We start from the raw sequence: 23,060 nt of genomic DNA, 5'->3' as shown, positions 1-23,060 counted from the left end.
CGACATCGGGTTCTTCACGCCCGCCCAGCTGCCGGCCAAGCAGCTCGGTCCCGGCGAGGTCGGGCGCGGCCGGCAGCGCGTGCGCGGCGGCGCGCTCGGTCAGCGCGTCGCGGCGGTCGCCGGCGCGGCGATGGTTCGCGAGCACCTTGCGGGCCACGCCGTACAACCACGGCAGCGGCTCCGCGGGCAGCTCCTCACGCCGGCGCCAGGCGACCAGGAACACCTCGGTCGTGAGGTCCTCATGGTCGGCCGCCGACCGGCGCCGGAAGTAGCGCCACACCGCGTCGCGATGCGCGGCGTACACGTCGTCGAACTGGGTCACATGGACGCCTGTGTCCGGCACCCGACCGAGTGTTACGGCTGGCTGATCGGAAGCGCGGCGCGGACGGTCGTGCCGGCGCCGAGCGGCGACTCGAGGTCCAGCCGCCCGCCGAGCGCCTCGACGCGGTCGGCCAGGCCGCGCAGGCCGGTGCCGTTGCCGGCCGTGGGGTCGGCGCCGCCGCGGCCGTCGTCGCGGATCTCGACGCGGAGCTCACCGTGCTCGGTGGCCATGCGCACGTGCAGCTCGGTCGCCTCGGCGTGCTTGACCGCGTTCGTCAGGCTTTCGGCGACCACGAAGTAGGCGGCGGCCTCCAGCGGCTCCGCGAGGCGACCTTCGGGCACGCCCTCCAGCCGCAGCGGCAGTGGGGAGCGTGAGGAGAGCGTCTCGAGCGCGGCGGCGAGCCCGCGATCGGCGAGCACGGCCGGATGCAGGCCGCGGGCGAGCTCGCGCAGCTCCGCGAGGGCCTGCTCGAGCTCGTTCGCGGCGGAGCGCAGCAGCGCGAGCGCCTTGTCGGGCTCGCCGAGGCGCTTCTCCAGCACGCGGAGCTGCACGGCGATCGCGACGAGCCGCTGCTGCGCGCCGTCGTGCAGGTTGCGCTCGAGTCGGCGGCGCTCGGTCACGCCCGCTTCGAGGATGCGGATGCGGGAGGCCTTGAGCTCGGCGCGCGCGTCCGTCGACTCCAGCGACAGCGCCACCAGCTCGGCGAAGCCGGCGAGGCGGTGCTCGGCGTCCTCGCCCAGCGAGCCCGCGGAGGCGACGAGGACGAGCCCCCACACGCGCCGGCCCGCGACGACCACGGGCGCGGCGACCGCGGACCGGTACCCGCGCTTGACCATCAGCTCGGCCGCGAAGCCGCGCACGCCGCGGTAGTCCTCGATCCGCGCCGGCTCGCGGGTGCGCGCGACCACCGCGGTCAGCCCGTCACTGTCGGTGAGCGGCACGACCGTTCCCACCTCGAACCCGCCGAGGTCGTCGTCGGCCCAGCGGCCGACGGTCAGCGCGAAGTCGCCCTCGTAGCGGATCGTCGCCGCGCTGCGCGCGTGCAGCAGCCGCCCAGCTTCCTCCGCGACGACCCGGAACAGCGCCTCGGGCTCCGGGTCGGAGGCGACGAACGTCGCCACCCGCCGCAGCGCCGACTGCTCCTCGGCCAGCTGCGCCAGCGCCTCGTACGCGCCCGCGTCGAGCACGAAGCCGATCAGCCCGTCCTCGAGCGCGAACAGCGTGCCCGAGATCGGCATCCGGTGCGGAGCGGCGATCCGCACCCGCCGCGGCGCGCCCGTCCCACCCGTCATCGCACGGATCTCAGCCGCGAGCGGCCCGTCCTGGAGCACCCGCCCCGCCTGCACGCCGGTCGCCATCGTGAACGCCGTGTTCGCGTACACGGCGAGGAGCCGCTCGTCGAAGCAGCCGATCGCCGCGGGGGTCGCGTCAAGCAGGCCCCGCAGCGCCGCGGGGGTCAAAGCGGGACCGCGCATCTGTGGGCTAGACGCTAGTGGCTGGCCACGCCGGAAGACGGATCGTGTGCCCCCGACTCCGTTCCGGGGGCACACGCCGAGGTAGAGAGTAACGGCACGCTCAGGCGCTCTGCACCGATCGAGGGTCTAGAGATCAACTACCCGCAGGTCGGTCTTGCGGGCTTGCAATGCGTCGGTGAGCACGCGGCGGTGGCACCCCGCGGGATCGGCCTCCAGGCACAGCAGCGCGGTCGGCGGGGCGTGCTCGAGCTCCCGCGCGAGCGCGTCCAGCGCGTCCGGGGCCGACGCCTCGATGTGGGCGAGAAAGGCCGTCGCGCCCTCCTGCACACGCCCGGCGTGGAACAGCCAGCGCAGGTCGGCGGGCGTGCCCAGCTCGCGCCGGTGCTCGTAGGCGATGTCGTGGTCGCCGAGCAGCTGTCCCAGGCGCGTCTTCGACATGCCCGGCCGGCGCGACTGTGGCCGGAAGCGCACGTCGATCACGCGCTTGACGCCCGCGGCCTCCAGCTCCGTGACCAGCTCGGCCGGCAGGAGGCGCTCGTAGCCGATGGTGAAGACGGTCGCCATGACGGGCCAGGCTACCCGTGAGAGCGCCCTTGCACGATGGTCCCCGGCTCCCTTCTAGGTTGATCCCGTCGTGCGCCGTCTGGTGTTGATCGTCTGTGCCCTCCTGCTGCTCGTCCCGTCCGCGTCGGCGCAGGACGAGGGCACCCTCCGCGACCGCATCGGCTCCGGCAAGGCCCGTGAGCGGTCCCTGGCCAGCGCCGCCGACCGGCTCGCCGACCTCGAGCGCAAAGCCGCCCGTGAGGTCGCGATCCTCGAAGGCCGCCTCGGCGCCGCCCAGACCGAGCTCAACGCGGCAGAGACCCGCCTCGCCGCCACCGAGGCGCGCGAGACCGAGGCCCGGCGCCGCGTGAACCGGCTGCGCAAGCGGCTCTCCGAGGTACGCGTGAAGCTCGCGGGCCTGCTCAAGGAGCGGTACATGAGCGACCGGCCCGACTTCGTCACCGTCGTCCTGCACAGCGACGGCTTCCCGCAGCTGCTGCAGACGCTCTCGTTCGTCAAGCGCGTCGAGCGCGCGGACACCCGCGTGCTCAACCTCGTCCGCGACGCCCGCGGCGAGGCCGGCACGCAGCAGCGCACGCTGGAGAGGCTCGCGGTACGCCGCGAGGAGGAGACGCGCGCGACGCGCGCCCGCCGCGACGCGCTCGCGAACATCACCGCCGGCCTGCGCGAGCGCCGCGACACGCTCACACGCGCTCGCGCGGCCCGCCAGGCGGCGCTGCAGGCGACCCGCTCCGGCCGCCAGCGCGCCGAGCGCGTGCTCAAGCGCTTGCTGGCCGCACGCGCGAAGGCGGCCCGCGCGACCGGTCCCGGCGGCCCCTGGGCGATCCCGTGGGCGATCGTCCAGTGCGAGTCCGGCGGCCAGAACCTCCCGCCGAACCACGCCGGCGCCTCCGGCTACTACCAGTTCATGCCGGACACCTGGCGCGGCCTCGGCGGCTCGACGCCGCACGCGTACCAGGCGCCCAAGGCCGAGCAGGACCGCCTCGCGGCGAAGCTGTGGGCAGGCGGCGCGGGACGTCACAACTGGGTCTGCGCCGGTCTCGTCTGAGGCGCGCCGGCCTGGGTCAGCCGCGCGAGGAAGCGCGGCGGGTCGCGTTCGACCTGCGCCTTCGTGGTGCGTAGGACGCGCTCGCCTTCGGCTTCCAGCCACGCCTGGCGGTCCAGGTCGTCGCGCTGGTCGATCGGGCCGTCGTGGAACTCGCGGCTGTCGACCTCGACGATGAGCCGCACGTCGGGCCACCAGAGGTCCGGATAGTAGGTCTGGCCGGGCAGCTGGTACGGCGCGTTCACTCGGGGATGGACGAAGCCCGCCTTGAGCACGAGGTCCAGGACGAAGTCCTCGTTGCCGCTGGCGGTGTGCGCGGCGGAGAGGTCGACGATGCCGCCGATGAGGCCGGTGCGTGGGAGTTGCTGGAGCTCGTCCTCGGTGAACTTGGCCTGTCTGAGCGCGCGCTTGACGGTGCGTTCGTCTTCGACGCGCGAGAGGTCCACAATCGTGCGCAGGCGGGGCGTGACGAGGATCTGGCGGACGAGCTCGCGCTCGAGCACGTCTGTCTCGTGCGTCTTGATGCCCGGTCGCCTTCTGCGAGTACGGCAAGTCACGTCCACGGGGCGACCGTTGTACTTGAGCCAGCCATAGAAACACGCGGCGGCGTAGTGGCTCAGCGCGGCGTCGTCGCCGCAGGCCTTGACGGCGGCGAGGAAGCGGCCTTCCGTGGTCACGTTGCGATGGCCTACGGCGTAAACACCCCGGTGAAGGGGGTGCAAGTGCCCATTTCGCACGAGTGTCCGAACCTGCTTCTCGGACAGGCCGCACGCGGTCAACTCGGCCGATGAAACGACTCCCCACTGCCCCGCCGCGAACTTCGCGAGCGCACGCTTCGGGTCATCCGTCACTTGACGCCCCTCAGGGGCGGTAACTGACGGATCGCGTGCATGACTCGAGGTTCGCGCAGGTCGTCGCGACGAAACAAGACGCGTTTGCGGCGAGACTGTGCCAACTGTGCACCGACTCAGCGAACTGCCTGACTGGGCGGCCGAGCTGCTCGAGACCACGCCCGTGGGCCATCTCGCGCTTCTCGATGCAGACGGACACCCTCGCGTGCAGCCGGTCACGTTCGCGCGGCTCGCCACGACGCTGGTGAGCGCCGTGGACGGCAAGCCAAAGCGGTCGGGCACGCCCGCGCGAGTCGAGCGCTTGCAAGCCAACCCACGCGCCACGCTCACGGTCGACCACTACGACGACGACTGGACCCGCCTCGCCTGGGTGCAGATCCTCGCCACGGCGACGATCGGCCCGCTCCACGACGAAGCCCGCGCAGCGCTACGAGCCCGCTACCCGCAGTACGAGACGACCCCGCTGACGGGACCGCTCATCACGCTCTCACCACTTCGCATCCTCGCGTGGCGGGCGAGCGGGTAATGTCGGCCAATGCGGCTGGCGCTCATCTTCCTCACTGCGTTGTTGCTCGTCCCGGCAACGGCCCGAGCGCAAGACGAAGACCGCTGCGGCCCGAAGAAGCAAGGCGAGCAGTGCGGTGAAGGCAACGGCCGCCAGACGCCGGGCGGCGGGGACACGGGCAACGTCAGCCACAAGGGCTGGCCGAAGATCACCGGCATCCTGTGGAAGGTCCTGGACAGCGGCGATCACGAGCGGACCGGCACCGAGGACAACGACGAGCTCCTCGGCCACCACGGGGATGACACGCTCTACGGCCTGGACGGCAAGGACGTCCTGTGGGGCGACTGGGAGAAGGACAACCCGAGCAACCAGACCGACGTCATGCGCGGCGGTGACGGGAACGACTTCATCTATCCCAGCCACGGGAAGAACAACATGTACGGCGGGCCTGGGAACGACCGGATCATCGCCTACTACGGCCACGGCCTGATCGACTGCGGGCCTGGGAAGAACGACTACGCCCAGACCCGCTGGCAGCGCGACGACTACAAGGTCCGCAACTGCGAGCGCATCCGGCACTTCTGCGCGTACGGGTCAAAGCCCAACGGCGACTGCAAGAAGCCGGGCGAGAGCGCGTTCGCCACGCTCGGGCGCTACGACGACTCCCAGACGGACTTGTTGGCCTTCTTGGCGGTCTGGTAGTCCTTCAAAGCGTCCGCGGAGTCCACATCCCCCAAGGTGGGATGCCACGGCACGAGCGGCTCGGCTAGAGCCACGTCGAAGCGCTTGAAGAGCACGGAGCCCAGCGCCTTGACCTTCATCGTCCCGAACCCGGGCAGCGCGTCGATGTTCGCGCGCAGCTCCTCCGAGGACGAAGCGCCCGTCCACACGCGCGCGGCATCGCCGTCGTACACGTCCATCACATGCACCGCCAACGCATGCACCTGCTTGGCCATCATCCCCGGGAAGCGATGGATCGCTGGCACCTGCCGGAAGATCGGATCGAGGTCGGCGCCCGCCACCACCGCCGGTTCCAACGACCCCAGTCGTTCGCGCAAGACCCACGGCCCCATGAACGCCTTCGGCACCGGCACGCGCTGATCCAACGCGAACCCCACGAGCAACGCGAACGGATCCGCCACCAACAGCCGGTCGGCCTCCTCGACGCCCGTGAAGTGCAGTCGATCAACCATCGCCACTCAATTCCGGTGGCAGCGCCTTCGGCCCGTCCGGATACAGGAACGCGATCGTCTCGTCGTCCATCTCGAGCGTGTTGGCCGCTTCTCCCGGCGCCCCGAACACGAGCCACAGCACGTCCGCTTCGCCGTCGTTGAACAGCTGGCGCACCGAGTCCGGCGACACGTACACCGCCGACAGCCGCGGCAGCACCAGCGAGTCCTGGTCGACGCGAATCCGGCCCTCGCCGTCCAGGACGACATAGAGCTCCGCGGTCAACCGGTGACGATGCTTCGTGGACGCCTGCCCCGGCCGCAGCCGCCACAGCCGCGCCCCGAACTCCGACACGCCCAGCTGGTTCGCCAGGTCCGTGTTCAGCACGCCCATCTGGTTCGACGGGCGCCAGAACGCCTCGCCTCCGCCCAGCACCGAGTAGCTCACTTCAGCGTCAACCTTGCGTTCGAGTAGCCCTTCAAAGTCGCCGTCACCCGCAACCGACGGTCTGACACCCGGAGCGTGACACGCCCGTTGCGGTCCGTCTTGCCGGACCGCCCGCCCACCTTCACCACGGCGCCGCGCACGGGATCGCCGGCGTCGGTCACCGAGAACGTGAAGATCTCCCGCCGGTGCCGCTCGTCCAGCGTCAGCCCCGGCAGCGTGCGCTTGAGGTAGGAAACACCGTTCGCCGCCGCCAGCACGTGTGCCGCCGTGTTGGTCGCGCTGACCTGCACCCGCGTGGCCGCCAGCGCGCCGAGGTCGACGGACGCCCCGAGCTCCGACACGTCCCGGTTCGACCGCGCCGCGAACACCCGCGCGCCGTCCGTCCACGTCGCCCACACCCGGCCGCGCGCATCGGCCGCCACCGAAGACGAGACCGCGTCCTCGAGCGCCAGCGTCGTCGACGACCCCACGCGCCACAGCGCGGGACCCGCCGCCACGAACGCCTCCCCGCCGCGGACCACGAGCGACGGCCGACCCGTGCCGTCCGGCATCGTCACCGCCTCACCGGAGGGTGAGCCGTCGGCGTTGACGGGCTGCACCCGCACCGCCTCACCGACCGACCACGCGGCGTACCCCGAGGCGACGACCGGCGCCGAGCCCGGCCCGTACGACGAGGCTCCGACGTGCACCGACGTGTCGGCCCAGGCGAGGAGGTCCCCGGAAGCGCTCACCTCGCCCGACGCGCCGTTCGTCCCGACCTGCCACGACGCACCGTCCAGCGACGTGGCCGAGACGCCGCCGGTCACGAGCCGCAACCCGCCCCCGTCCGCCAGCAGCGTCGGCCGCACGTCCGGCCCGAGGCCGATCGGGGCCACGAAGCTCGCACCCGGCCGGGAATAGAAGAGCTGCCCGCCCTGCGCGTACGCAAGCTGGACGACGCTGTCAGGCGTGCGCGCCATCGCCGCCTGCTCGGTGGGCGCGACCTGCGCCCACGAGGCGAGAGCGGCGACTGCGGCAAGGATCACGCCTGGAGGTTAACCGCCTCGTCCCACGCCTTCTCGAGCGCGGCGAGCATCGTCTCCGGCGGCTGCGCGCCCGAGAGCCCGTAGCGGCGATCGAACACGAAGAACGGCACGCCCTGGATGCCGAGCTGCTGCGCGAGCGCCTCGTCCTCACGCACGTCCTCGGCGAACTTGTCCAGCTTGAGCGCCTCGCGCGCCTCCACCGGGTCTACGCCGATCTCCTCCATCAGCCGCACGAGCGTGTCCCACACGCCGAGCGACTCGCCCTCGGTGAAGTAGGCGCGCATGAGCCGCTCCTGCGCGTCGGCCTGGTGGCCGTAAGTCGCGGCGAGGTGGATCATCCGGTGCGCGTCGAACGAGTTGCCGCCCTTGGACTGGTCGAGGTGGTACTCGAGCCCTTCGGCCGTGGCGCGCTCCTCCATCTCGGCGTGCATCTGCTGCGCGCGCTCGAGGCTCATCCCGTACTTGCCGGCCAGGCGCTCGGCGGCGGTGCCGGGCACGTCTCGCGCAGCGTCCGGGTCCAGCTCGAAGGAGCGCCACATGATCGTGACCTCGTCGCGGTGCTCGAACTGCTCGAGCGCCTTCTCGAAGCGCCGCTTGCCGATGTAGCACCACGGGCACACGACGTCGGACCAGATCTCCACGGTCAGCGGCATGGCTCCAAGAATAGGACTGATCCGATCGGATCAGTGCCACCTCACGGATGGATCGCTCGGACGACGACAGGACCGCCGGTCCGGCGGACGATCCTCCCATGACATCGCTCGCCATCGAGACCCACGGCCTCGGCAAGCGCTTCGGCGCCCGGGCCGCCCTGGAGTCGATCGACCTGGAGGTCCCGCGCGGGACCGCGTTCGGCTTCCTGGGCCGCAACGGCGCCGGCAAGACGACGCTCGTGCGGCTCCTGCTCGGGCTCGCCGCCCCCACGTCGGGAACGATGCGCCTGCTCGGTCACGACCTCCCGCAGCAGCGCGCGAAGGCCCTCGCGAGCGTCGGCGCGATCGTCGAGGAGCCGCGCTTCCATCCCCACCTGACCGGGCGCGAGAACCTGCTGGTCCACGCCGCCGCCCGCGACCGGTACGCCGCGGCGCGCATCCCCGCGGCTCTGGAGCGCGTCGGCCTCGCCGCCCGCGCCGATGACGTCGTCAAGGGCTATTCGCTCGGCATGCGCCAGCGCCTCGGGATCGCGCGCTGCCTGCTGTGCGACCCGGAGCTGCTGATCCTCGACGAGCCGGTCAACGGGCTCGATCCCGCCGGCATCCTCGAGTTCCGCCACCTCGTGCGCAGCCTCGTCGACGAGGGCCGCACCGTCCTGCTCTCCAGCCACCTGCTCGACGAGGTCGAGAAGACGTGCGACCGCGCCGCGATCGTCGACAACGGGCGCGTCGTCGCCCAGGGCACGATCGAAGAGCTCACCGCGATGAGCGACGAGCGCACGATCGACATCATCGCCGCGCCCGCCGTGCGCGCCACCCACATCCTCGCCGCCGCCCCCACCATCGAGCGGGCGGTCGAGCACGACGGCGGGATCCGCGCCACGCTGGCGCCCGATGCCCCGCGCGACGCCGACGTCGTCACCGCCCTGCTCACCCGCCTGATCGCCGAGGGGATCGCGATCGAGCGCGTGAACCCGGTCAAGCGCAGCCTCGAGGACCAGTTCCTGTCCATGACGACCCGGTTGGAGAACGCGTGATGCTGCGCCTGATCGAAGCCGACGTGCTCAAGCTCCAGCGCCGTCGCGGGATGCTCATCGTCACCGCCGCGCTCACCCTCGGCGCCGTCGCCCTCTACTTCGGGATCGGCGCCGCGCTCGACAAGGACACCGACTTCGCGAGCGCCGTCGGCATCCTCACGCTGCTCGCCGCGGTGACGGGCGCGATCATCGGCGCGACCGCGGGCGGCGCCGACATCGAGAGCGGCGTCTTCCGCGACCTCGTCGCCACCGGCCGCAACCGCTCCGCGCTCTTCTTCGCCCGCGTCCCCGCGGCGTGGGCGATCACGCTGACGATCCTGCTCGTCGCGCTCGTCGCCGCCGCGATCGTCGCCACGCCGCCGGCGACCGAAGCGCTCCGCGGCACGCTCACCGTCCTCGTGTCGGGCGCGCTGACCGCCGCCGTGTGCGTCGGCCTCGCCGCGCTGACCGGTCGCTCCGGCCAGGTGATGGGCTTCGTGCTCGCGTTCCAGCTCGGCGTCGCGCCGCTGCTGGCGCAGCTCGACGTGCTCGGCGACGGCCGCTTCGCCATCCCCGCCGTGGCCATCAGCCGCCTCGACAACGCCGACGGCCTCGTCGCGACGTTGCCCCTGCTCGGCGCAGTCGGGATCATCCTCGCCTGGGCCGCCGCCGCGCTCGGCGCTGGACTATGGAGAACTCGCACGCAAGAAATCTGATGTTGCCGCTCCGCTGGAACGCCATCGGGGTGCTCGTCGCGATCACCGTGGCGAGCGTCATGCTGCCGTTCCTGGCCCTGCTGGCGCTGGTGCCGCTGTACTGGCTCGCCGCCGACCGCGGCCTCAGGTGGGCGGTCGCCGGCGCCGCGCTGATGGTCGCCGCGCAGCTCGTCTCGCTCAACCACTGGCTCGAGCCCGTGTCCACCGCGGTGTTGGCCGCGGCCACGGTCACGGCCGCGCGCTTCACGACCATGCGCCGCGAGCTGCTGGCCTCCAACGCCGCCGCCGAGGAGCGGCTGCGGATCGCGCGCGAGCTGCACGATGCGGTCGGCCACGACGTGACGCTGATGGTCGTGCAGGCGGAGGCGCTCGCGGCCGTGACCGGCGACGAGCGCGCCGACGCCATCGCGGCCCAGGGTCGCAGGACCATGGCCGAGCTGCATCGCGTGCTGCGCGACGACGATCCCGAGCGCAAAGGCCTCGACGCGCTGGAGGAGATCCTCGACGGCGCCCGCGGGGCGGGGATCCCGATCACGCTCGCGATCGAAGGCACGCCGCGGACACTCGCCAAAGGCCTCGACGCGTCGGCCTACCGGATCGTGCAGGAGGCCGTGACGAACGTGATCCGGCACGCCAACGGCGCGCCGACCACGGTCACGATCGACTACGGCCAGGAGCAGCTGGGACTCAGAGTCGCCGATGCGGGCGGACGGTCGATCGGGATGAGCCACGGGCACGGGCTGATCGGGATCAGCGAACGGGTGTCGGCCTTCGGCGGCTCGCTCGTGGTCAAAGAGGGCCAGGAGGGCTTCGTGGTCAGCGCGGAGCTGCCGTACACATGATCCGCGTCCTGATCGCCGACGACCAGCCGCTGATGCGCACCGGCTTCAAGACCGTGCTCGAGGCCACCGGCCAGTTCCAGGTGGTGGCCGAGGCCGACAACGGTGCTCAAGCCATCGACGCAGCGCACCAGCACCATCCCGACGTGATCCTGATGGACATCCGCATGCCCGGCGTGGACGGGATCGAGGCGACGCGCAGGCTCCCGCGCCACAAAGTCCTCGTCCTCACCACCTTCGGCCTCGACGAGTACATCGTCGAAGCGCTCCGGGCGGGCGCGAGCGGCTTCCTGACCAAGGACGTGCCGCGCCAGGAGCTGGTCGCCGCGGTCAAGGCCGTGGCGAACGGCGACGCGGTCCTCAGCCCGAAAGTCACCCGCCAGCTGCTCGACCGCGTCGCCCACCGCCTCCCTCAGGCGACCCCCACCCAAGACCTCACCCACCTCACCGACCGTGAGCGCGAAGTGCTGCAGCTCATCGCCGGTGGCCTCTCCAACGCGGAGATCGCCGCGGCGCTCGTCGTCGCCGAGCCGACCGCCAAGCGCCACGTCTCCAACCTCCTCGGCAAGCTCGGACTCCGCGACCGAGTCCAAGCCGTGATCTACGCCTACGAGCACGGCGTGATCGAACGCGGGCGCGGCGGGTGACGTGGCTTCCCTCTTCCCCTCACGTCACCCGCCAGCTGTTCGTCCGCGTTCCGCGCTCACTTCCCCCGGCCGCCCCTCAACGGCACCCAGTGAACGCGCAACCCCTATGGCGTAGTCGTCGACAGCGTGTAGACCAGCGTCTTCGAGTACGTCCCGGTGCGCAATGCGTCGTTCGCACCGATCTCCTGCGTGAACGTCACCGTCGCCTCGTCGTTGGAGACCGGCCCGGTGTACGTCTTGACCACGCCCAGCCCGCCGAGCGGCTTCGGCAGTGAGAACGAGCCATTGACCAGATGGCCCGTCGCCGTCGCGCTCGGGTCGGCGACCGTCAGCGTCGCGTCGCCCGCGGTCGAGATGACCGTGGCCTTCGTCGAGGCGCTGTAGGTCCTCGCGACGCCCGGGATGAACGTGCCGAACGTCGGCGGCGTGCCCAGCGTGAGCGAGAGCGTCGCCGGCACCGTGCCGCCCACGTCACCCGCGACCGCCGTCTCGTTCGGACCGGCCGCCGTCGGGGACTCGAGGTCGCCCGGGTGGCAGTGGTGCGGCGAGAAGAACGTCGAGCCGGGGACGCAGCGGAACATGCTCGGGTTCGTGTACGACGGCGCCTGGCGGACCTTCGTGGCCTGCTCGAACGCGTAGCCCGCGGAGAGCAGCTTCGCCTCCGCGTCCTTCGCCGCGACGAAGGTCACACCGATCGGGTTGCGGCCCGTGCTGCCCGTGCCGAAGCCGGCCGGGACGGTCAGGACCGGGTAGCCCGCGCGGTCCGCGTAGCCGACGAGCGCGTTGCCGGACGGCACCATGATCACGTCGGTGTCGGCGAGCAGCGCGTCGATCACGGCCGCGTTGGCGGTCTGGCCCGCGGTCGTGTCGGCCTCCAGCCCCGTGAGATCGGGCGACAGCGCCGCCGTCAGCTCCCGCTGCTGGTACTTGAGGCCCTCGACCGGGTTGGCGGTGTTGTAGGCGACGATCTGCGCCAGCGAGCTCTTCCCACCCAGGTACGCGTTCAGGTCCTTCTCGAACGAGCGCGTGACGATGCTCGGCACGTTGGCCGGCGTCCCGATCGTCTTGGTGACCGTGGTCGCGCCGACGCCCGTGAGCGCCGTGATCGCGGCCGGGTACGGGGCAGCGGTGCTGTTGATCACCGCGACCTTCGTGCCCGTGGCGGAGGCGTTGAGGCTCACCGTCTTGCCGGAGAGGACCTCGAACGCGGTCGCCGCGTCGGCCACCGTGCGGGTGATCGGGCCGGCCGCGTCCTGCGCCTTCGCGATCGGCAACACGCCCGCGGTGGACACCGCGCCCACCGACGGCTTCAGGCCGACGACACCCGCAACCCCCGCGGGCGCGATCAGCTGAGCCGTGTCGGTCGAGGTCTCGGTGCCGATCGTCAGCGCGGCGAGGCCGGAAGCCGTGGCCGCGGCGCTACCCGCCGACGAGCCCGCCGGCGTCTTGTCCGTGTCGGACGGCAGCAGCACCTGGCCACCGAGCGACGAGTAGCCCTCGGGCAGGTTGGCGTCGAACAGGCCACCGAGCTCGGTGACATTCGTCTTGCCGAGCACGATCGCGCCGGCCGCCTTGAGCTTGGTCACGAGCGCCGCGTCGGCCGCCGGCTTCGCGTTCTGCAGCGCGATCGAGCCGCCCGTCGTCGGGAGCCCGGCGGCGTCGATCGTGTCGTCGAGCAGGACCGGCAGGCCGTGCAGCGGGCCGCGGACCGTGCCGGCAGCGCGCTCCGTGTCCAGCGTCTTGGCCTGCGCGACCGCATCGGCGTTCAGCGAACGCACGGCCTGGAGCGCGGGACCCTCGGCGTTCACGAGCGCGATCCGCGTCAGGTACGCCTTCGTCAGCGCCTCGCTCGTCAGCGTGCCGGAAGCCAGCCGGTCACGCAGCGAGGACGCGGACTCCGTCTCGAGCGAGAACGGCAGGATCGTCTCCGCGCCGCCCGCGAGCTTCAGGGCCGACTTGTAGTCCGGGTTGCACGCACCGCGCTCGGCGAACGCCGGCTTGGGCGTCGTGTCGGCGCAGCGGTACATGCTCGGGTTGATCTGCGAGACCGGCTTGCGCAGCTTGGTGCCCTGCTCGATCACGTAGCCGACGCCGATCAGGTCCCGCTCCTTGTACGCGTTCGCGTGGATCGAGACGTTCAGCGTGCGCCGCAGCGTGTCGTTGTAGCCCATCGGGATCGTCATCTGCGGGTAGCCGGCGCGGGCCCCGTTGGAGACGCTGCCGAGGATCGCGATGAAGTCGTCGCTGGGGTCGGCGGGCGTGTCGTTCTGCATCATCCGGTCGATGCCGGAGTGGCTGAGCTGCTTGCCGATCAGCACGTCACTGCGGTACTGGACTGAGGCTGGCGAGTTGGGCGAGATATCGATTGCGAACGCGCTGGCGTGCGTCGCGTTGCCGAACTTCAGCGCCTCGTGGGCGTTGAGCGTGTTGTCGGCCATCTCCTCCTCGACGGACTTGATGGGCGCGTCCGGGCCGAGGTGCTTGTAGTAGGAGCCGATGTCGCGCTTGGCCTCGTAGGCGAGCACGCCGCCGGGAATGCCGCTCGGGCTGATCACCGGGCGCTCGACGAGGATCGCGCCGGCGGCGGCGAGTGCGTCGTAGGCCTGCTTGAGCGGCGTGCCGTCGGTGAGCGTGCCGTTGTAGCCGATGCGCTTGCCGCGCACGAAGTTCAGGTCCAGCGCGGAGACGTAGTTCGGGACCGTGGCGGGAACCGGCGGGATGATCTCCTCGTCGGGCACGCCCGCGCCCCAGATGCCCTTGTAGTACTCCGCGTTGTGGGCGTCGTAGCCCGCGATCGACTGCAGCGTGAGCGCCGCGTTGGCGACCGTGCGGTCCATCGGGCCGGCCGTGTCCTGCGAGGCCGAGATCGGCGCGATGCCGTAGCCCGGGACGAGCCCGACCGTCGGGCGCAGGCCGACGAGCCCGTTCGCCTGCGAGGGCGAGATGATCGAGCCGGACGTCTCCGTGCCGACGACGAGCGTCGACAGCGCGGCGGCGGACGCGGAGCCCGAGCCGGACGAGGAGCCCGACGGGTTCTGGTCGGCGTCGACCGCGTTGAGCACCTGGCCCGTGAGGTTCGCGAAGCCCGACGGCTGGTTGCCGAAGTAGTTGGCGTACTCGGAGAGGCCGAGCTTGCCGAGGATCACGACGCCGCTCTCGCGCAGCTTCTTGGCCACGCCGGAGTCGATCGCCGGGAAGGAGTTGCGCAGCGAGAAGTTGCCCGCCGACGTGTACATGCCCTTGACGTCGATCAGGTCCTTGAGCAGGACCGGGAGGCCGTGCGCGGGCCCGCGCAGCTTGCCTTCCTTGCGCTCCTTGTCGAGCAGCGCCGCGTCTTTGATGGCCTGCGAGTTGAGCTGCGACACGGCGTTGAGGCCGGGTCCGCGCTTGTTCAGCGCGGCGATGCGGGCGATGTACGCGCGGGTGAGCTCGACGGACGTCAGCTTGCCTTCGTCCATCAGCTTGACCGCCGTCGGCCCGTCCAGCGTCTCAAGGTCGAGGTCGGCAGCAGACGCCGGCGCCGCGATCATCAGACCGAGCGCGCACGCGACCGCCGCCAGCCGCGACGCGGCTCGAGCAGGTTTCTCCATGGTCGGGAGACTGGCGGCCCCATTGGCGTCTCACATTGGACCGGATGTCGGATTCGTGTTCGACCAGTGGGTGTTGAGCAATCTCTCAGTTGCGCGTCGGGCACCGTGACGGCGCCAACTGAGTCATCCGCCGGGCGATCCGCGGCGCAGGCCTCACCATGCGTTCATCTCACACGCGTGTCCGTCACGTCGTCATCGCCTCCACGATCCTCGTCCTCGGGATCGCGCCGCTCGGGGTCGCGGCGACCGGCGATGCGCTGCGTGAAGGCGCGCGCAACGGCACCGCCACCAAGGAGACCGAGATCATCTCCAACAACGCGACCGGCTACACGACGCGCCAGTCCAACAAGTCCACCAGCGGCGGCGGCGCGATCTACGGCTGTCGTTCGACCGCGGGCGGCTCGACGGCCACCCCGCCCAAGAACCCGTGCATCCGCGCGAACAACCTGTCCACCGGCTTCGCGTTCGAGTTCAACGCCGTCGGCGCCGAGAGCGCCGGCTCGATCACCGTCGGCGCCGGCGGCGACACCAAGAAGCCGTTCACGACCAACGCCACCGGCGTCGCGACCGGCCTGAACGCCGACCGCGTGGACGGCGCGGACGCCGCGTCGCTCAAGACGCGCTGGCTGCTGATCAACGAGGCGGGCCAGATCGAGGAGCAGTCGGGCGGCTTCGCGATCCTCGACGCCTACCAGACCAACCAGAACGTCTACATCGACTCGGGCGCGACGCTCGCGGGCAAGGGCCTGCAGGCCACGATCGCGATCCAGAACAAGATCGACACGGACGGCGCCGCGGGCGCCGAGCCGAACTTCGGTGGCGAGGTCAGCGTCGCGCGCTGCCAGACGGTCGCCGTCGAGTGCGCGCCGGCGAACTCCAAGAGCGCCAACGCCCTCGTGGTCAGCCCGCGCAACAGCGACGGCACCGCGACCGCGGGCACGCCCGTGAACCCGCGCAAGCGCGTCTACATCTCGATCACGGAGTAGTCGTCGCGGTCAGGTGGCGCGCCAGGAACTCCGCCTGGCGTGTCACTGCGCGCTCGAACCACTCGCCCGTGTAGATGTCGAAGTGGCCGATCGGATAGCGGGCGAGCTCCCCCTGCGGGGCGTCGTCCGCGACCTTGGCCGCGGCGTCCACGCTCACCAGCGAGTCCTGCTCGCAGACGGCGATCAACACCGGGCAGGTGATCGACGCCGCGTGCCGGCCCGGCCGGTACGTGCCGACCCAGAGGCCGATCCGCGCCGCGACCGCGTTGCGCCACTGCGAGCCTTCCGGCGTCAGCGATTCGAAGCCGGGCTGCGAGTCCGGGGCGGACATGATCGCCACCTCGCCCGGCCGGCCGACGGCTTGGATGTACTTCGGCTTGCGCCCGAGCCGGGAGCCGAGCTCGTCCTGAAGCGCGACCTTCGCCACCCGCACGGCGGTCTTGGGCGGCATCCGCAGCGCGGCCTGCAGCCCGTCCGTCATCGGGCACTGCGCGACGGCGGCGCTGATGTTCGGGTCGCTCGCAGCGACCTGGAGCGCGTGCCCGCCGCCGAAGGAGGAGCCGAACAGGCCGACGTGCTGGATGCCGTCGAGCCCGCGGGCGTAGGCGATCGCGGTGCGCCAGTCCTCGAGCTGACGCTTGATGTCGAGCAGCTGGCGCGGCTGGCCCCCGCTCGCGCCGAAGTGGCGGTAGTCGAACAGCAGCGCCGCGAGCCCCGCCTCCGCGAAGCGCTCGGCGTAGGCGTCGATGCGCTGGTCGCGCACGGCGGAGAAGCCGTGGCCCAGCACGACGGCGCCCGTCGCGCCCTCGGGATGCCACAGCCAGGCCGCGACCTCGCCCCCGAGCGTGATGTCTTGTCTCAGAACGGCAGCCATGCGTCCGGGAATACTGCCCGGAACCGGCCGGGATAATCGGGCACGAACCGGCGGGCGTGCGCGGCGGCGGGCCGGCCGTCGATGTGCTCGCGCAGCTGGTCGAAGTTGAGCATCAGCCGCACCGACGGCGCGACCTGGAAGTCGACGACGTTCGGCTGCTCACCGCCGATCACGCCCTGCTCGAGCAACGCGTCGACGCGATCGAGCTGGCCGGGCAGCGCCTGCAGGCACGCCTCGGCGGTGCCGGGCTTGGGCCGCATCTGGCGCGCGACGACGGGCCGGATCGCCGGGAGCGTCGGCTTGACCAGGTTCGCGGGGATGCCGAGCAGCGGGTCGTGCAGGAAGCTCCCCATCGCCTCCTTGTCGAGGCTGATGGCCGTGCGCGCCAGCTGGCGCACGCCGTCCTGGAGGACGCTGTCGGCCCACGCCTCCTCGCCCTCGTCCGCGATCAGCATCGGCGGGTTCGGGACGAGCGCCTCGAGCGCCCGCGCGATCTTCATCGTCCCGCTCACGCGCTTGCCCTCGATGCGCATGACCGGCACCGTCGAGCCGCGGAAGCGCATCAGCGGCAGGATCGCCTTGTGCGTCATGTTCGGCAGGTCCAACCGGGTGAACTCGACGCCCTTGTGGCGCAGCATCAGCTCCGCGCTCAGGCACGGGTGCGAGCCGGGGACGCCGATCAGCTTCGCGCGCATCAGTCCGTCATCGCCTGGTAGACGAGCTGGCGCAGCTGCGAGCGCAGCGGGTACGCGCTCGACGGGATCATCTGCGTGAAGAACTGCACGCTGAGTCGGTCCTGCGGCGAGACGAAGAACGCGGTGGAGGCCAGGCCGCCCCAGGCGAGCTCACCGGCCGGGGAGGCGAGCTTGGTCGCGGCGGGGTCGAGCACGACCGAGAACCCGAGGCCGAAGCCCATGCCGTCGTTCTGCGTCTCGGAGATCGTCGGGCGCGCGATGTCCTTCAGCTCGGCGCCGCCGGGCAAGTGGTTGCGGGCCATGAGGCGGAGCGTACGCGGTGCGAGCAGGGGCGCGCCGCCCGCCACCAGCATGCTCGTGAAGCGGTGGTAGTCGGCGGCCGTGCCGACGAGCCCGCCGCCGCCCGAGAGCATCGCCGGCGTGTGCAGCGCGACCTGCCCCATGCGGTCGTCGCGCTTGAGGCCCGGTTGGTAGAGCGCGGCCATCCGGTCGGGGTCGACGGCGCTGAACGCGGTGTCGGTCATCCCGAGCGGGGCGAAGATCCGCTCCTGCAGGAAGACGTCCAGCGACTGGCCGGAGAGCACCTCGATCAGACGGCCGAGGACGTCCGTGGCGACGGAGTAGTTGAACTCCGTGCCCGGCTCGAACAGCAGTGGGAGCTGACCGAAGGCGTCGACCGTGTCCGCGAGCGAGGCGCGGCTGCCGAACTCGTAGCCGTGGTCGCGATAGACGCCGTCGAGCGGGTGCGCGTAGTGGAAGCCGTACGTGAGGCCGGCGGTGTGCGTGAGCAGGTGCCAGATGCGGATGGGCTCGACGGCGGGGCGCGTGATCGGCTTGTTCTGGTTCCCGCCCGCCCACACGCGCGCGTCCTTGAAGGCCGGGAGGTAGGTCTCGATCGGGTCCTTGAGCTCGAACGCGCCCGCCTCCCACAGCAGCATCAGCGCGACTGAGGTGATCGGCTTGGTCATCGAGTAGATACGCCAGAGCGTGTCGTCGGCGACGGCGCGGCCGGCCTCGATATCCGCCTGGCCGGCCTTGGCGACGTGCACGACCTTGCCGTCGCGGGCGATCACGGCGAGGTAGCCCGGCAGCTTGCCCTCGTCCACGTAGCGGGCGAAGTGGGTGTCGATGCGCGCGAGGCGCTGGGGGTCGAAGCCGGCTTCGGCGGGGTCGATCTCGGCGTTCAGCACCGGGGGGATCTTGCCAGCCGGTCGAGCGCGGCGAAGAGGATCACCGCGATCACCGCCGCGATGACGATGTAGAGCGGCCACGGTCCCATCTGGTCGAGCAGGGAGGCCTGGGACGGCTTCGCGCGCAGGTACATGTAGTTGCCGCCCGTGAGCACGTCGCCGAGGCCGGCCGCGGCGGCCATGCCGAGCGTGACGCCGAAGACGCGCTTCACGGCGCCGGGTCTCGGCTTGAGCTTCAGCCCGAAGACGAGCAGGCAGGCGGCGATCACGGCGCCGCTGTGGGTGAGGAAGTAGGTGAAGAAGAAGACGCTCGGGACCGTCTGGTAGAGGTCCGGCGTGATCACGGCCTGCAGCGACGCGGTCAGCGCCCAGAAGTAGAGGACCTCGACGAGCAGCGGCTTGCGGGTCCAGAGCGCGACGGGCGCGAGCAGCGAGACGACGTCGGAGAGGTGCAGCGGCAGGTCGAAGCCCCAGTTCCAACTCCCGTCGGTCGCGCGGACGGCGAACTCGATCGCGAACGCGCCGCCGATCGCGACCGCGAGGACCTTCGGCGGGATCGCCTTCGGGGCCTTGATGGCGACGACGATCGCGGCGACCGTGAGCGCGAGGACGACGAGGTGCTCGACCGAGAACTGGCGCATAGAAGCGCCCAAGCTTTCACCAACGCGGGCGTGGTCTGATCCGGTTCGTCCGCACCATGAGGAGAGTCCCTATGCGCTGGATCCCGCTGGCCGCCGTCTCCATCGCCCTCGCTGCCCCGGGGGTGGCGAGCGCCGACACCGTCGTCGCCATGGGCGACTCGGCGATCTCCGGCGAGGCTGGGCGCTGGGCGGGCAACACGAACCAGGCGGCGTCGAAGACCGACGCGCTGGGCGCTTCCGCCTACAACGACGCGGGTGGGGCCGAGGCGACGCCGGGCTGCCATCGCTCCAAGGCCGCCGAGGTGCACATCGGGGACGGCCTTCGGTCCGTGAACCTCGCCTGCTCGGGCGCGCGGACGTACTCGCGCACGAGCGACGGCAAGTGGAAGCCCGGGATCGACTTCGCCGTCAGCGGCGCCAACAAGGGCCAGGCGCGGATGTTGCAGGACCTCGCGACCACGGATCAGAACATCAAGGCCGTCGTGGTGCTGATCGGCGCCAACGACTACGGCTTCGCGGACATCCTCGAGACGTGCGTGACCAACTGGATCACGTCCCCGTCGTGGTGGAAGAACTACTGCCACGACGACGCGAGCATGACCGCGATGTTCTCGGCCGCGAACATCAACGCGATCACGGCGAACGTGCGCGCCGCGTTCACCCGGATCAAGCAGGCGATGGCCAACGCGGGCTACAGCGAGTCGCGCTACGAGATCCTCGCCCAGACCTACTCCGCGCCGCTGCCGCTGTCGGGCGGGATGCGCTACCCGGAGTCGGGCTGGTCGCGCCAGTCGGTCGGCGGCTGCGGCGCCTGGAACGCCGACATCAACTGGGCGCGCAACACGGTCGTGGAGACGCTCAACACCAGCGTGAAGAACGCGGTCGCCGGCATGTCGAACGTGCAGCTGCTGGACGCGGTCGGCGCGCTGTACGGCCGCCGCCTGTGCGAGAACACGGTCGGCGTGCTCGAGGAGAAGGGCATCGCGACCTGGCAGTCGCCGGGCGCGGTCGACAAGACCGAGTGGGTGCACCAGATCCGCACCGTCTCGACGATCTTCGGCCCGTACCAGCTGCAGGAGGACGGACACCCGAACTACTGGGGTCAGCTCGCGCTGCGCAACTGCTTCCGCCAGGCCTACAACGGCGGCGCGCCCCGCGGCGGGTCGTGCGCGCGCGGCAACGGCCTGAACGCGAAGGGTGAGCCGAACATGAGCCTTCAGTAGCCCGGCGGCAGCCCCTTCGGCTGGAAGTGCGCGCTCGTCAGGACCTCCGTCTCGACGACGCGCATCCCGTCGCTGACGACCAGCTGGATGATCAGCAGATCGACGGGCGTCTTGAGCGGGACCACGGCCGTGGCGGGAACGTTCTCGCCCGGCCCGACGCACTGGCGCGGCGTGCGCCGCCCGAGCCCGTGCGTGCCGTACCGGAACCACGCCTCGACGGGACGGTCCGCGCTCACCGTGCCCTCCAGGCGCATCCGCACGCGCGGAGGTCGAAGGCTGCTCTGCACCCACTCGTCAGCCAGGACCGCCGGCTCGAGCCGCGCCGCCGGCGGCGCGCCGTCCCCGCAGGCGCCCTGCGCCGCGGCTGGAGCCGCGGCGCAGATCAGCATCGATGCCGTGCCGCTAATCGCAACTCGGCACAGGCGCGCCGCCGTACCGGAAGACGCCGTCGTCGAGCTTTTCCTCGTCGTAGAAGTCATTGACCGCCTCCGAGCTGAGCGTGTTCAGCTTCGCTTCCGGGATCGTCGAGAGGGTGGAGCCACGGTAGACGCGGACCCGCGAGAAGCGCGCCGAGCCCTGCGTGGTTCCGCGCACGCCGTTCCCCATCGTGGAGCACGGCTCGTCGGACACCGCGGTGGTGATCTCGCCGAACCAGTCGGCCTGGTGCGCGTCGTGGAACTCGTCGGCGGCAGGCCAGAGCGCGGGCTTGTCCTCCGAGATGTCGACCGTCGGGAACGTGCAGACCGCCTTGGTGCCGTAGTACGCGACCCAGCCTTCGGGGTTCCCGTCCGAGACCTGCGACGCGGGGCGGTAACGCAACCCGAAGGTGCGGCCGGACGTGGCCGACGTCAACGGCAGCGGCGTCTCTTCGAGGACGATCGGCGAGCCGGGCGCCATCTCGCAGCCGACGGAGTAGCCCTTGCCGACGTTGTGGACCCAGTGGTAGACGAACATCGTCGGCCGGGTCTGGCCGCTGTCCACCTTCCATCCAACTTCGACCACGTTGCCACGGCGGTCATGGAGTGCGATCTCCGCGACCGTGTGCATGAGCCGCGTTCCGTCTTGGGGATCGCTGGAGATCGGGACGGCCGCTTCGACGGTCTGCTGATGCACGCTGATCAGCGCACGGCTGCCCGTGATCGGGTCCTCGTCGTTGGCGTTCGTGAACTTGTGCCGGTAGCCCGCCCAGCAGTAGAACGGCTGGGTGGGATCCTGTAGCCGCTTGATGCACCCATCGGCCGCGGCCCGTCCGAGGGCGGGCTCCTCGTCGTCGGGTGGCAAGTCTTTCGGGCCGAAGGAAGGCACCGGGAACGCCTGCTGTCCCGGCGGGCAGAGCGTCGACGGCGCGCCGTCGACCGGCTCGTCGACGTCCGCGTCCAACGCCTCAGGCGGTGCCCCGACCACCATGGGCCCGCACGTGAAGCCACCGGGGTCGACGTTGTCGACCCCGGTCACGCGGAGATCGGTCGTGTAGTGGTAGCGAACGCGGTGCCCGCTGGGGCGGGTCACGAGCGTCGCGCCCGACTCGTAGCCGAACGCCAAGGTCTCGGCTGCCTGGCCCGGAGGCGTCGTCGTCAGCTGCTGCACGCGCCCCGACGTGTCATAGACGACCTCGACCAGCTCGCCGCCCGGGAGCTCGATCCGGTTCAGCAGCCCGTTGGCGTCGTAGCCGTACTCCGTCGCCCCCGTCTGCCCGACCAGCTGGGTGCCGTTCAGCCGCCCGCTGATCGGGTCGTAGCTGTACGTCCGCTCCGGCGTGGGCGAGAAGCCCTGCCAGTAGCCATCGATCCACGACAGCCGTGCCGCGCTGTCGTAGGCGAAGTGCACCGCTTGGTCCTCGAGGGTCCCGTAGTGGGTCACTCGCTGCTGGCCCGCGATCGTGTCGTAGGCCACATGGAAGTCACGTCCCCACTCGTCGTAGTGAGACCGCACGGGCTGGACGGTTCCGGCCGGGCCATTGAAGATGTGCGTGTAGTACTCGCGATACGCGTTCGCGCGAGGACGGCGGAATGAGCGGCTGCTGGACGATCCCGTGAGGTACCCCTCGAAGCCGGCAGGCGCCACCCACTCGTAATCCTCGAGCGTGAGCGTCTCGACGTAGCCCGTCGGACCGCTCAACGTCGCCGTCTGCCCCGAGCTGGTGACGAGCAGGCTGATGTCAGGCCCGGTCGACAGCGTCCAGCGTGCGCCGAGACCGCTCTTGGTCGTTCCACCCTGGCTGTTGTAGTACCGCCGGATCGACGTGCCCTCGCCCGTCGGCCCCTCGTCGCCGCGGTCGAGGTCGAGCTCACTGACCAGCAGGTTGCCGTTGGCGACGTTGACGCCCACGCTCGTGCCGGCCGCCGGCGTGACGGTGTAGTACGTGTAGTAGCCCGGTTGCCCGATCCCCGTCGCCGCGAGCGCCGGTTGCGCCCCCGCGGCGCCCAGCACGCAGGACGTGACCACGACCCAGCGCCGCAAGCGCCGGTGTGCACGACTCATCCCAGTCTCCCCTGTCGGATTTTGGTGATCAGGAGCTAAACGGACGTTGGTCTCTCAAGTGTGTCTTCGTGGTGATCACCAAAACGTGAACGCTCGCTATCTCGA

Annotated in this window: 24 protein-coding genes; 9 read left to right on the top strand and 15 right to left on the bottom strand. The window is 71.0% G+C overall.

Annotated elements, in window-relative coordinates; translation table 11 throughout:
- The 3 genes from OJ997_RS25715 to OJ997_RS25705 form a co-directional block, all read right to left on the bottom strand.
- Positions 1–322: RNA polymerase sigma factor (locus OJ997_RS25715; RefSeq protein WP_270028154.1), on the bottom strand; the 322-nt coding region annotated here is incomplete at its 3' end.
- Between the two features lie 32 nt (positions 323–354).
- Positions 355–1,797 carry a GAF domain-containing sensor histidine kinase gene (locus tag OJ997_RS25710; RefSeq protein WP_270028153.1) on the bottom strand — a complete coding sequence of 481 codons (1,443 nt, stop codon included), beginning with the start codon at positions 1,795–1,797 and terminating at the stop codon, positions 355–357.
- Positions 1,798–1,923: 126 nt separating this feature from the next.
- Positions 1,924–2,361 carry a DUF488 domain-containing protein gene (locus OJ997_RS25705; protein ID WP_270028152.1) on the bottom strand — a complete coding sequence of 146 codons (438 nt, stop codon included), beginning with the start codon at positions 2,359–2,361 and terminating at the stop codon, positions 1,924–1,926.
- A gap of 70 nt (positions 2,362–2,431) precedes the next feature.
- Between OJ997_RS25705 and OJ997_RS25700 the strand changes: the two genes are divergently transcribed.
- A complete protein-coding gene (locus OJ997_RS25700; RefSeq protein ID WP_270028151.1) occupies positions 2,432–3,409 on the top strand; it encodes a transglycosylase family protein in 978 nt (325 codons plus the stop codon).
- On the opposite strand, the gene OJ997_RS25695 is transcribed toward OJ997_RS25700, so the two are convergent.
- Positions 3,379–4,257, bottom strand: a complete 879-nt coding sequence (locus OJ997_RS25695) for a type IV toxin-antitoxin system AbiEi family antitoxin domain-containing protein (RefSeq protein WP_270028150.1) — start codon at positions 4,255–4,257, stop codon at positions 3,379–3,381. The two genes, OJ997_RS25700 and OJ997_RS25695, sit on opposite strands and share 31 nt — an antisense overlap.
- Before the next feature lie 106 nt (positions 4,258–4,363).
- Between OJ997_RS25695 and OJ997_RS25690 the strand changes: the two genes are divergently transcribed.
- Positions 4,364–4,783: a pyridoxamine 5'-phosphate oxidase family protein gene (locus tag OJ997_RS25690; protein WP_270028149.1), complete on the top strand. Its 420-nt coding sequence runs from the start codon at positions 4,364–4,366 to the stop codon at positions 4,781–4,783.
- A gap of 9 nt (positions 4,784–4,792) precedes the next feature.
- On the top strand, positions 4,793–5,464 hold the full coding sequence (locus OJ997_RS25685) for a calcium-binding protein (protein ID WP_270028148.1): 672 nt from the start codon (positions 4,793–4,795) through the stop codon (positions 5,462–5,464).
- Here the strand turns inward: OJ997_RS25685 and OJ997_RS25680 are convergent.
- From OJ997_RS25680 to OJ997_RS25665, 4 genes are read right to left on the bottom strand one after another with little or no spacing between them, the layout of a single operon-like run.
- On the bottom strand, positions 5,416–5,955 hold the full coding sequence (locus OJ997_RS25680; RefSeq protein ID WP_270028147.1) for an HhH-GDP family DNA glycosylase: 540 nt from the start codon (positions 5,953–5,955) through the stop codon (positions 5,416–5,418). The genes OJ997_RS25685 and OJ997_RS25680 overlap by 49 nt on opposite strands.
- The gene (locus OJ997_RS25675) at positions 5,948–6,379 is read right to left on the bottom strand and encodes a cupin domain-containing protein (protein WP_270028146.1); all 432 of its coding nucleotides are present in this window, start codon (positions 6,377–6,379) and stop codon (positions 5,948–5,950) included. Before OJ997_RS25675 ends, OJ997_RS25680 begins: the two co-directional genes overlap by 8 nt.
- A complete protein-coding gene (locus OJ997_RS25670; RefSeq protein WP_270028145.1) occupies positions 6,376–7,404 on the bottom strand; it encodes a hypothetical protein in 1,029 nt (342 codons plus the stop codon). The genes OJ997_RS25675 and OJ997_RS25670 overlap by 4 nt, the downstream gene beginning before the upstream one ends.
- The gene (locus tag OJ997_RS25665; protein ID WP_270028144.1) at positions 7,401–8,057 is read right to left on the bottom strand and encodes a DsbA family oxidoreductase; all 657 of its coding nucleotides are present in this window, start codon (positions 8,055–8,057) and stop codon (positions 7,401–7,403) included. Before OJ997_RS25665 ends, OJ997_RS25670 begins: the two co-directional genes overlap by 4 nt.
- 98 nt (positions 8,058–8,155) lie before the next feature.
- On the opposite strand from OJ997_RS25665, the gene OJ997_RS25660 reads away from it, so the two are divergent.
- Genes OJ997_RS25660 through OJ997_RS25645 form a run of 4 tightly spaced genes read left to right on the top strand, consistent with a single transcriptional unit; the run spans position 8,156 to position 11,275 of the window.
- Positions 8,156–9,094: an ABC transporter ATP-binding protein gene (locus OJ997_RS25660; RefSeq protein ID WP_270028143.1), complete on the top strand. Its 939-nt coding sequence runs from the start codon at positions 8,156–8,158 to the stop codon at positions 9,092–9,094.
- Positions 9,094–9,789: a hypothetical protein gene (locus OJ997_RS25655; RefSeq protein ID WP_270028142.1), complete on the top strand. Its 696-nt coding sequence runs from the start codon at positions 9,094–9,096 to the stop codon at positions 9,787–9,789. The genes OJ997_RS25660 and OJ997_RS25655 overlap by 1 nt, the downstream gene beginning before the upstream one ends.
- Positions 9,789–10,631, top strand: coding sequence for a sensor histidine kinase (locus OJ997_RS25650; protein ID WP_270028141.1), 843 nt, complete (start codon positions 9,789–9,791; stop codon positions 10,629–10,631). Before OJ997_RS25655 ends, OJ997_RS25650 begins: the two co-directional genes overlap by 1 nt.
- Positions 10,628–11,275 carry a response regulator gene (locus OJ997_RS25645; RefSeq protein WP_270028140.1) on the top strand — a complete coding sequence of 216 codons (648 nt, stop codon included), beginning with the start codon at positions 10,628–10,630 and terminating at the stop codon, positions 11,273–11,275. The genes OJ997_RS25650 and OJ997_RS25645 overlap by 4 nt, the downstream gene beginning before the upstream one ends.
- Positions 11,276–11,379: 104 nt before the next feature.
- Here OJ997_RS25645 and OJ997_RS25640 read toward each other — a convergent pair whose 3' ends face one another.
- Entirely contained in the window at positions 11,380–14,865 is a 3,486-nt protein-coding gene (locus tag OJ997_RS25640) for an amidase family protein (RefSeq protein WP_270028139.1), read from the bottom strand.
- Between the two features lie 158 nt (positions 14,866–15,023).
- On the opposite strand from OJ997_RS25640, the gene OJ997_RS25635 reads away from it, so the two are divergent.
- Complete coding sequence (locus tag OJ997_RS25635; RefSeq protein ID WP_270028138.1) at positions 15,024–15,851, top strand: hypothetical protein; 828 nt, start codon at positions 15,024–15,026, stop codon at positions 15,849–15,851.
- Here the strand turns inward: OJ997_RS25635 and OJ997_RS25630 are convergent.
- Genes OJ997_RS25630 through OJ997_RS25615 form a run of 4 tightly spaced genes read right to left on the bottom strand, consistent with a single transcriptional unit; the run spans position 15,841 to position 19,251 of the window.
- A complete protein-coding gene (locus OJ997_RS25630; protein WP_270028137.1) occupies positions 15,841–16,725 on the bottom strand; it encodes an alpha/beta hydrolase in 885 nt (294 codons plus the stop codon). The genes OJ997_RS25635 and OJ997_RS25630 overlap by 11 nt on opposite strands.
- The gene (locus OJ997_RS25625) at positions 16,710–17,420 is read right to left on the bottom strand and encodes a glutathione S-transferase family protein (RefSeq protein WP_270028136.1); all 711 of its coding nucleotides are present in this window, start codon (positions 17,418–17,420) and stop codon (positions 16,710–16,712) included. Before OJ997_RS25625 ends, OJ997_RS25630 begins: the two co-directional genes overlap by 16 nt.
- Positions 17,420–18,610, bottom strand: coding sequence for a serine hydrolase domain-containing protein (locus tag OJ997_RS25620; RefSeq protein WP_270028135.1), 1,191 nt, complete (start codon positions 18,608–18,610; stop codon positions 17,420–17,422). Before OJ997_RS25620 ends, OJ997_RS25625 begins: the two co-directional genes overlap by 1 nt.
- Positions 18,604–19,251 carry a YwaF family protein gene (locus tag OJ997_RS25615; RefSeq protein WP_270028134.1) on the bottom strand — a complete coding sequence of 216 codons (648 nt, stop codon included), beginning with the start codon at positions 19,249–19,251 and terminating at the stop codon, positions 18,604–18,606. Before OJ997_RS25615 ends, OJ997_RS25620 begins: the two co-directional genes overlap by 7 nt.
- 71 nt (positions 19,252–19,322) lie before the next feature.
- Between OJ997_RS25615 and OJ997_RS25610 the strand changes: the two genes are divergently transcribed.
- Complete coding sequence (locus tag OJ997_RS25610; protein WP_270028133.1) at positions 19,323–20,474, top strand: SGNH/GDSL hydrolase family protein; 1,152 nt, start codon at positions 19,323–19,325, stop codon at positions 20,472–20,474.
- Here the strand turns inward: OJ997_RS25610 and OJ997_RS25605 are convergent.
- Positions 20,468–20,863, bottom strand: a complete 396-nt coding sequence (locus OJ997_RS25605) for a hypothetical protein (protein WP_270028132.1) — start codon at positions 20,861–20,863, stop codon at positions 20,468–20,470. The genes OJ997_RS25610 and OJ997_RS25605 overlap by 7 nt on opposite strands.
- Positions 20,864–20,876: 13 nt before the next feature.
- Positions 20,877–22,955 (bottom strand): neprosin family prolyl endopeptidase, encoded by a 2,079-nt coding sequence (locus tag OJ997_RS25600; RefSeq protein WP_270028131.1) that lies wholly within the window; start codon positions 22,953–22,955, stop codon positions 20,877–20,879.
- Positions 22,956–23,060: the final 105 nt, after the last annotated feature.

This window comes from Solirubrobacter phytolaccae, assembly GCF_027587195.1.
In the GTDB taxonomy this organism is placed as follows: Bacteria; Actinomycetota; Thermoleophilia; order Solirubrobacterales; family Solirubrobacteraceae; genus Solirubrobacter; species Solirubrobacter phytolaccae.
This window is presented reverse-complemented; position numbering and strand designations above follow the sequence as displayed.